This is a genomic window from Peribacillus sp. P4_C12 (genome assembly GCF_056402095.1).
Window position 1 is genome coordinate 1 of the sequence record NZ_JBFUIB010000622.1, and the last position, 1,894, is coordinate 1,894.

Consider the following 1,894-nt stretch of genomic DNA (forward strand, 5'->3'; position numbering starts at 1 on the left):
AATAAATGTAGGGGAATTAGTTCGGAAAACTGAAGAGGATTTTTATTTAGTGGAATGTTTTAAAGATCACGATAACTGTGTGATTTCTCCCGTTTGTTCATTAAAATTCGTACTTAATAATGCCTTAGATGCTTTTCTAAAGGTCCTTGACCAATATACTATTGCTGACTTCAGCGAAAATAAAGCAATGCTCAAAGCCTATTTCGATTCGGTAAAGCATAGTGAGAAAGAGCCCGATTTATAATAATCGGGCTCTTTCCTCATTTACCTATAATCCGTTCAATCTGCAATTCTTTTTCTAACCTTAAATCTATGATACCTGATTTAGTTTTCATTAAAACTTTAAGAGGCTCGTAAGGATTTATCATGATAATTGTTCCGATTTGTTGATTAGTAAGCATGACTTCTTTCCCAACTAAGGTACCCATTAATTGGTTAATGAATACTAGCAACATTTTCGGATTAAATTTCCCAAAAACATCGCGGTTCATTTGCTCAATCACCTTATAAAATGGCATTGCCTGATGATAAACACGATCTGATGACATAGCATGAAATACATCAGCTATTGCAACGATCTTCGAAAGATAGTAAATATTACTTCCTTTCAATTTATGGGGATAACCTTGCCCATCTTCCCTTTCATGGTGCTGAAGAGCCGTTAAAGCAAGCCCAGGGATACATTTAAGGAGTTCGTATCCATAAATTGTATGGCGTTTTATTTCCTCATACTCTGTCTCAGTCAGTTTCCCCGGTTTCTCTAATAATCTCTCAGGAATCCCCGTTTTACCTACGTCATGCAGAATAGCTGCCAATGTCAGATCTGAAAGACTTTCCTTCGATAAACCAAGCTTTGTTCCCAAATAAGTGGCAATGATTCCTACACCAATATTATGCTTATACGTATATTCATTTTTTGCCTGCATCTCTTTGAACAGGTAATAAATATCAGGGTTCTTTGCAGCCTCCTCGATGATAGGTACAATTTCAGCTTTAATTCCTTCAACAGTTTCAAGCTGAATATTTTCTTCTTTACGGATGTCTTCAAATAAATTTTTAATTTGCTCAGAAGCGCCGTTAATTTTTTCATGAATACTTACGCTGGGTTGTACATGTCGTTTAACTGATTCGCTTTCTTTCCCTTTATTCATTTCTTCCATTATGAAATCAATTTCAGGAATTGTAAGAGGGGAAATCTCATTATTTAGCTTCCCTTTGCTATATTTCATTTCTCTCACACTTTTCTCTATTTTTTACCTACAATACCATATTATTCATTGGTTTTGTGTGAAAATGAAAGCTATTTTCTTTGCCTAAGAACGGTCGTTAAGTTCATTGCCGAGCTGTTTTAATTTCTCACCAACAGTACACTGAGAAATGCAGAATTGGTGAGCATATGAACGACCATATTCTTTTCGAAAATGTTTTTGTAAAAAACATTCATGGCAAAATAAGGAAATTACATCTTCTACTTCTTCATATATTTTTTTCCTGTTCATTTTTGTTACGACTCCTTTAACTCAGCAATTTCCGATTTGCTAAATATGACTTCTCCCTGAAGAGCAAGTGTTGCCAGACGATCGGCTTCCTGGTTCTCTTTCCGTGAAATTGGCTTATAGACCGGGATAATCTTTAATTTTTCTAACTTCGCTTCTATACGGTCCAGCCATTTATTTAAGTTTTCCTCCATACAGGGCCATTCTCCAGAAAGTTGGTTTAATACAACAAGAGAATCACCTTTAAATAAACAGCTTTGGTGGTGGACTCCAAGTTCCTCCATCTGCCTCACTGCTTCATAAAAGGCAGCATACTCTGCTTCATTATTGGATTCAAATTGCTCAAGCCTTAGGTTAGTCCGTATACGCCAGTGTTTTTTCCCTTGTCGATAATATAT

The 1,894-nt window shown here is 35.9% G+C and carries 4 protein-coding genes; 1 reads left to right on the forward strand and 3 read right to left on the reverse strand.

What is annotated here, in order from left to right; translation table 11 throughout:
* Positions 1-244, forward strand: a 244-nt coding sequence (locus AC1DUW_RS27280; RefSeq protein ID WP_477643983.1) for an RrF2 family transcriptional regulator, incomplete at its 5' end; no start/stop codon positions are given.
* Positions 245-260: 16 nt separating this feature from the next.
* Here the strand turns inward: AC1DUW_RS27280 and AC1DUW_RS27285 are convergent.
* From AC1DUW_RS27285 to AC1DUW_RS27295, 3 genes are all read right to left on the reverse strand, one after another.
* Positions 261-1,229 carry an HD-GYP domain-containing protein gene (locus AC1DUW_RS27285; RefSeq protein ID WP_053346713.1) on the reverse strand — a complete coding sequence of 323 codons (969 nt, stop codon included), beginning with the start codon at positions 1,227-1,229 and terminating at the stop codon, positions 261-263.
* Between the two features lie 84 nt (positions 1,230-1,313).
* Entirely contained in the window at positions 1,314-1,499 is a 186-nt protein-coding gene (locus AC1DUW_RS27290) for a zinc-finger domain-containing protein (RefSeq protein ID WP_053346714.1), read from the reverse strand.
* A 5-nt stretch (positions 1,500-1,504) separates the two neighbouring features.
* Positions 1,505-1,894, reverse strand: a 390-nt coding sequence (locus AC1DUW_RS27295) for a reverse transcriptase-like protein (RefSeq protein WP_477643984.1), incomplete at its 5' end; no start/stop codon positions are given.

Coding starts and splice junctions, on each gene's coding strand:
- AC1DUW_RS27285 (WP_053346713.1), bottom strand. CDS start 1,229: ATGAAATATAGCAAAGGGAAGCTAAATAATGAGATTTCCCCTCTTACA.
- AC1DUW_RS27290 (WP_053346714.1), bottom strand. CDS start 1,499: ATGAACAGGAAAAAAATATATGAAGAAGTAGAAGATGTAATTTCCTTA.